The following is a 5,724-nucleotide window of genomic DNA, read 5'->3' as shown; positions in this document are numbered from 1 at the left end:
TCGAGCACGAGCCGGTGCGCGGCGGCCATCCCCCCGGGCACCACCGGCCGGCCGTCGCTGAGGTGCGCCAGCGCCAGGGCGGTGACGAGCTGTGCGTCGCGCAGCCCCCCGACACCGTTCTTGAGATCCGGCTCGCTGCGGTGGGCGATGACGCCGGCGCGATGGCGCCTGGCCGCGGCCGCGGCGACGAGGTCGTCGAAGCGGGAGGCGATCTGGTCACGCCACTGGCGGCGGGCACCGTCGACGACCAGAGCACCGAGATCCGCGTCGCCGGCGATCACCCGCGCGTCGAGCAGGCTCAGGCCCACCGAGACGTCAGCCGCGGCGACGGCCAGGCACTGGTCGACCGTGCGGACGCTGTGGTCGAGGCCGATCCCGGAGTCCCATAGCGGGTACCACAGCGCGTCGGCGAGCTCGCTCACGTCGCGGTCGGTGCGGCGCTCGTGCACGAGCACCAGGTCGAGGTCGGAATGTGGCAGGACCTCCCTGCGACCGAGTCCGCCGAACGCGATGAGGGCGAATCCGGAGCCCGGGTCGACGCCGGCCTCCTCGGCGAGCCTCGCCAACTCCATCTCGAAGAGCTCGCAGAGGGCGGCCCGTAGCGCCGCGGCCGGTAGATCCTCGCGTCGCGCGGAGAGGATCCGTGCGCGTCCGGCCCGCAGTGCCGTGGCACGTTCGCCGTCAGCCGTCGCCGTCATCCCTCTCCCCTTCCCCACGTCCGTCGGATCCAGAGTCCCGCGCCCGTGTCACCCCGCCGGGGCGGGCGTGTTTCGCTTCTGTGAACGGCCCCGCACGGAGCAGGCGCGCACGAGAGCGCGCGGGCCGTCCCCGTCGGGGACGACCCGCGCGCGGAAGCGGGGTGTGCGTGGGTGAACGGGCAGGGCCGCTCAGATGGCGTCGACGCCCTCCTCGCCCGTGCGGACACGGACGATGCTCTCGACGGCGGTCACCCAGACCTTGCCGTCGCCGATCTTGCCGGTGCGGGCCGCGTCGACGATCAGCTGCACGACCGTCCCGGCGGTGTCGTCGTCGACCACCACCTCGACCCGGATCTTCGGGACGAAGTCGACGGCGTACTCGGCGCCGCGGTAGACCTCGGTGTGGCCTTTCTGGCGGCCGTAGCCCTGGACCTCGCTGATGGTCAGTCCGTGGATGCCGGCCTGCTCGAGGGCGGCCTTGACGTCGTCGAGCGTGAACGGCTTGACGATCGCGGTCACGAGCTTCATGTCGTGGTTCCTTTCGAGGTGGTCGGGTCAGCGGATGAGCGCGCTGGTGGAGGGCTCGTACGCGGTCTCCGCGTGCTGGGCGCCGTCGATGCCGGCCTGCTCGTCGGACTTGTCGATCCGCCACCCGAGGGGGCGGCAGATCGCCCAGGCGATCGCGGTCATCACCGCGGTGAACACGAGCGCCGCGACGGCGATCACGGTCTGGACCACGAGGAGCTTCCATCCCTCGCCGGAGTAGAAGATCCCGGGGGCGGTGTCGAAGGTGCCAGTGGCGAACAGCCCGATCGCGATCGTGCCCCACAGGCCGGCGACCAGGTGGACGCCCACCACGTCGAGCGCGTCGTCGTAGCCGAAGCGGTGCTTGAGCCCCACGGCGAGGGCGGACAGCACACCCGCGATCGCGCCGAGGGCGATGGCACCGAGCGGGTGGACCGACCCCGCGGCGGGGGTGATGGCGACCAGTCCGGCGACGACGCCGGAGGCCGCGCCGAGGCTGGTGGCGTGCCCGTCGCGGATACGCTCGGCCAGGAGCCAGCCCAGCATCGCGGCGGCGGTGGCGGCGGTGGTGTTGACCCAGGCCAGGCCGGCCGTGCCGTTGGCACCGAAAGCGGAGCCGGCGTTGAACCCGAACCAGCCGAACCACAGCAGCGCGGCGCCGAGCATGACCAGGGGCAGGCTGTGCGGGCGGAAGGCGGTGCGACCGAAGTCGAGCCGCTTGCCGATGAGCAGGACGAGCACCAGGGCGGCCATGCCGGCGTTGATGTGCACGACGGTTCCACCGGCGAAGTCGACGGGGCCCACGGCGGCGGTCAGACCGCCCTCGCCGTCGTCGACCGTCCCGAAGATCATGGCGGCCAGACCACTGTCGGAGTGGGAGAGCAGTCCCCCGCCCCACACCATGTGGGCGAGCGGGAAGTACGCGAGGGTGACCCACACCCCGGCGAACGCGAGCCAGGTGCCGAACCGGACGCGCTCGGCGATCGCCCCGGAGATGAGCGCCACGGTGATGATCGCGAACGTCACCTGGAAGGCGACGTCGACGACCGCCGGGTAGGCGCCCGAGCCGGACATCATCCAGCCGCTCGCGTCCCCGATCACCCCGGACAGTCCGAACATCTCGAAGGGGTTGGCGAACAGTCCGGCCACGGACTGGCTGCCGTAGGACATCGACCAGCCCCACAGCAGGTAGACGACGCCGACCAGCCCCATGGTGCCGAACGACATCATCATCATGTTGAGTACCGACTTCTGCCGGGACATGCCGCCGTAGAAGAGCGCCAGGGCTGGCGTCATGAGCAGGACCAGGGATGCCGCCATGAGCATCCAGGCCGTGTCTCCCGTATCGAACTCCGGCGTCGCCTCCTGGGCGAGCAACGCGACACTGTCACCTATCACGGTGCGGTCCTCCTCGTTTCATCGCGTGGTGAGCGTCTTCTCGCTCCCCGGTCGCCTGTAGAGGTTTCCGCTGCCGTGTTGCGGTGGATGTCCGCGTGTGTTTCCTGACGGTTACACGCGGCGGGCCCCGGTTCCGGTTGTGTATCGCGGCCCGCCGCCCCGGGCCTACGTCCCGAGCAGGGCGTCCACGAACGCCTCGGGGGTGAACGGCGCCAGGTCGTCGGCGCCCTCCCCCAGTCCGACGAGCTTGACCGGCACGCCGAGCTCGTGCTGGACCTGGAAGACGATCCCGCCCTTGGCGGTGCCGTCGAGCTTGGTCAGGACGACGCCCGTGATGTCGACGACCTCCTTGAACACGCGGGCCTGCATGAGGCCGTTCTGCCCGGTGGTCGCGTCGATCACGAGCAGCACCTCGTCGACGGGGGTCTTCTTCTCGACGACCCGCTTGACCTTGCCGAGCTCGTCCATGAGGCCGGCCTTGGTGTGGAGGCGGCCCGCGGTGTCGACGAGCACGGCGTCCACGCCGGTCTCGACGCCACGCCTCACCGCGTCGAAGGCGACCGAGGCGGGATCGGCGCCCTCCTTGCCGCGCACGACCTCGGCGCCGACGCGCTCCGCCCAGGTCTGGAGCTGGTCCGCCGCGGCGGCGCGGAACGTGTCCGCGGCGCCGAGGAGGATGGCGCGGCCGTCGGCCACGAGGACGCGGGCGAGCTTGCCGGTCGTGGTGGTCTTGCCGGTGCCGTTGACGCCGACGACGAGGAGGACGGCCGGCGTCCCGTCGTTCGGCAGCGCACGGAGCGATCGGTCGTACTCGGGGTGGAGGTTGTCGATGAGGGTCTGCCGGAGCAGGTCCCGCACCTCGGCCTCGGTGCGGACCTGGCGGGTCGCGATCTCCTCCCGCAGCCGGTCCACCACGCGCTGGGTCGTGGTGGCCCCGAGGTCGGCCATGATGAGGGTGTCCTCGATCTCCTCCCAGGCGTCCTCGTCGAGGTCGCCCGCGCCGAGTAGGCCGAGGAGCCCCTGGCCCACGGTGTTCTGCGAGCGGGCGAGCCGGCCCCGGAGGCGGTCGAGTCGGCCGGTGGCCGGATCGATGCGCTCGACCGGTGCGACCGGCTCGGGGGTCCCGGTGATGACCTCGGTGGTGGGCGCCGGGATCTCGTCGGAGGGTACCTCGGGCGGCACGACCACCGGCTCGACCGGGGCGGGCTCGATGACCTCGGTGTCCGCGCTCGGACCGGGTTCGACGTCCGGCTCGACGACAGGGATCTCGGGTCCGGCATCGACGACAGGGATCTCGGGCCCGGCATCGACGTCGCGCCCGGGCGCGGGCGACGGCTCGGACGGCGTCGGGGTCTCCGGTGCGGCAGGGGCGTCCGGCCGTGCGTCGGTCGGCGTCGCGGGTGGCGCGGCGGGCGGCGCGGCAGCGGAACGGGGCTCCTCCCTCGGGATCGGCTCCTTGGCGGGCGCGGCCACTCCGCCGCCCTGCGCGAAGGAGAACCCCGTCCCGGCCTGGTAGTTGCCGGACCGCTCCTCGCGGGTGAGCTCCTTGCGTTCCTCGGCCTTGGTCAGGGAGATCTGCCGCTTCTTGCGCAGCTGCAGGCCGACGACCAGGGCGATGACGGCCAGCAGCAGCACCGCGGCGACGGCGATGATGATCCAGGTGGTGGTAGTCACGGTGCCCAGTATGGCCGAGGGCGTCCGTCACCATGGCGGCCCCGGGGGTCCCGCGCCCGCCCGGTGCCCCCGGGGACGAGAGGGCGCCGGACCCGACACGGCCCGGCGCCCTCTCCTCGCGTCAGACGTCGTCCTCCGCGACCGGGCCGCCCTCGCTCTCCCATCGGTCGATCATCCTGACCTTGGTGCGGGAGAACTTGCGTCGCACGCCCACGCCCCCGCGGTCGCTCTCGGGGACGAACCGGGCACCGAAGTAATCGAGGGCGTCGGTGAGGGCCTGCACGGTGAGGGCCTGCACCTCGGTGTCGTCGAGTTCACCGATCCCTCGCTCGTAGTCGCGGATCTTCTGCTCGTCCACACCGGCCGCGGGTCGCGTCCGGCGGAGCGGGGGCCTGACGCCCCGGTCAGCGCATGCGTTGCGAGATGACCTTGGAGATTCCGTCGCCCTGCATGGAGACGCCGTAGAGCACGTCGGCGACGTCCATGGTCGGCTTCTGGTGGGTGATCACGATGAGCTGGCTGGTCTCCCGCAGCTGCTCGAACAGCCCGATGAGCCGCCGCAGGTTGGTGTCGTCGAGCGCGGCCTCGACCTCGTCCATCACATAGAAGGGGCTGGGTCGGGCCTTGAAGATCGCCACCAGCATCGCCACCGCCGTCAGCGACTTCTCGCCGCCGGACAGCAGCGAGAGCCGCTTGACCTTCTTCCCGGGCGGCCGCGCCTCCACCTCGATGCCGGTGGCGAGCATGTCGTCGGGCTCGGTGAGCACCAGCCGGCCCTCGCCGCCCGGGAACAGCACCGAGAAGACGTCGCGGAACTCACGTTCGACGTCGATCCACGCCTCGGTGAAGATCTGCTCGATCCGGTCGTCGACGTCGTCGATCACGCCCTCGAGGTCCGCGCGGGCCTTCTTGACGTCGTCGAGCTGGGCCGACAGGAACGCGTAGCGCTCCTCGAGCGCGGCGAACTCCTCCAACGCGAGCGGGTTGACCTTGCCGAGCGTGGCCAGGTCCTTCTCGGCCCGCCTGAGGCGCCGCTCCTGCTCGGACCGCACGAACGGCATGGGCGGCGGCGGGGTGACGTCCTCGCCGCGCTCGCGGGCCGCCTCGTACTCCGACATCTCCAGCGCGGACGGCGGCAGATCGACGTCGGGCCCGTACTCGGCGACCAGCGCCTCCGGCTCGATCCCGTGACGCTCGAGCACCGCCGCCTCGAGCTCCGAGACCTTGACCTCGAGCTGGGCGCGGACGATCTCGTCGCGGTGGGCGGCGTCCCCCAGGCGTGAGACCTCCGACTCCGCCGCTGTGAGATCACCTCGCAGGGCGGTGGCCCGGGCACTCGCCTCCGCGCGCGCGGCCGCCAGCCGGTCGCGTTCTGCCGAGGCGGCCGTGATGAGCTCGTCGAGGCGGGCCAGCAGCCGCGCGCCGAGCT

At 71.9% G+C, this 5,724-nt stretch carries 6 protein-coding genes; all 6 read right to left on the bottom strand.

Annotated features, from left to right (window positions below; all coding sequences use genetic code 11):
- On the bottom strand, positions 1–698 hold a 698-nt coding region (locus HMPREF3086_RS16840), incomplete at its 3' end, for a DUF294 nucleotidyltransferase-like domain-containing protein (protein ID WP_246831033.1).
- Between the two features lie 189 nt (positions 699–887).
- Positions 888–1,226, bottom strand: coding sequence for a P-II family nitrogen regulator (locus tag HMPREF3086_RS16835; protein WP_007632886.1), 339 nt, complete (start codon positions 1,224–1,226; stop codon positions 888–890).
- A gap of 27 nt (positions 1,227–1,253) precedes the next feature.
- Positions 1,254–2,549 carry an ammonium transporter gene (locus HMPREF3086_RS16830; protein WP_070723064.1) on the bottom strand — a complete coding sequence of 432 codons (1,296 nt, stop codon included), beginning with the start codon at positions 2,547–2,549 and terminating at the stop codon, positions 1,254–1,256.
- Between the two features lie 237 nt (positions 2,550–2,786).
- On the bottom strand, positions 2,787–4,295 hold the full coding sequence (gene ftsY / locus HMPREF3086_RS16825; protein WP_070723061.1) for a signal recognition particle-docking protein FtsY: 1,509 nt from the start codon (positions 4,293–4,295) through the stop codon (positions 2,787–2,789).
- 121 nt (positions 4,296–4,416) lie between these two features.
- Positions 4,417–4,653 (bottom strand): hypothetical protein, encoded by a 237-nt coding sequence (locus HMPREF3086_RS16820; RefSeq protein WP_070723058.1) that lies wholly within the window; start codon positions 4,651–4,653, stop codon positions 4,417–4,419.
- Between the two features lie 46 nt (positions 4,654–4,699).
- Positions 4,700–5,724 (bottom strand): AAA family ATPase (locus HMPREF3086_RS16815; protein WP_168169116.1); only part of this gene is annotated, 1,025 nt, incomplete at its 5' end.

It is taken from the genome of Dietzia sp. HMSC21D01 (genome assembly GCF_001815995.1).
GTDB classification, from domain to species: Bacteria; Actinomycetota; Actinomycetes; order Mycobacteriales; family Mycobacteriaceae; genus Dietzia; species Dietzia cinnamea.
Note: the sequence above shows the minus strand (reverse complement) of the source record. Positions and strands in the feature narration are given on the sequence as shown.

Bases quoted from the DNA above. Each gene is read 5' to 3' on its own strand.
- HMPREF3086_RS16835 (WP_007632886.1), bottom strand. From the start codon at position 1,226: ATGAAGCTCGTGACCGCGATCGTCAAGCCGTTCACGCTCGACGACGTC.
- HMPREF3086_RS16830 (WP_070723064.1), bottom strand. From the start codon at position 2,549: ATGCTCATGGCGGCATCCCTGGTCCTGCTCATGACGCCAGCCCTGGCG.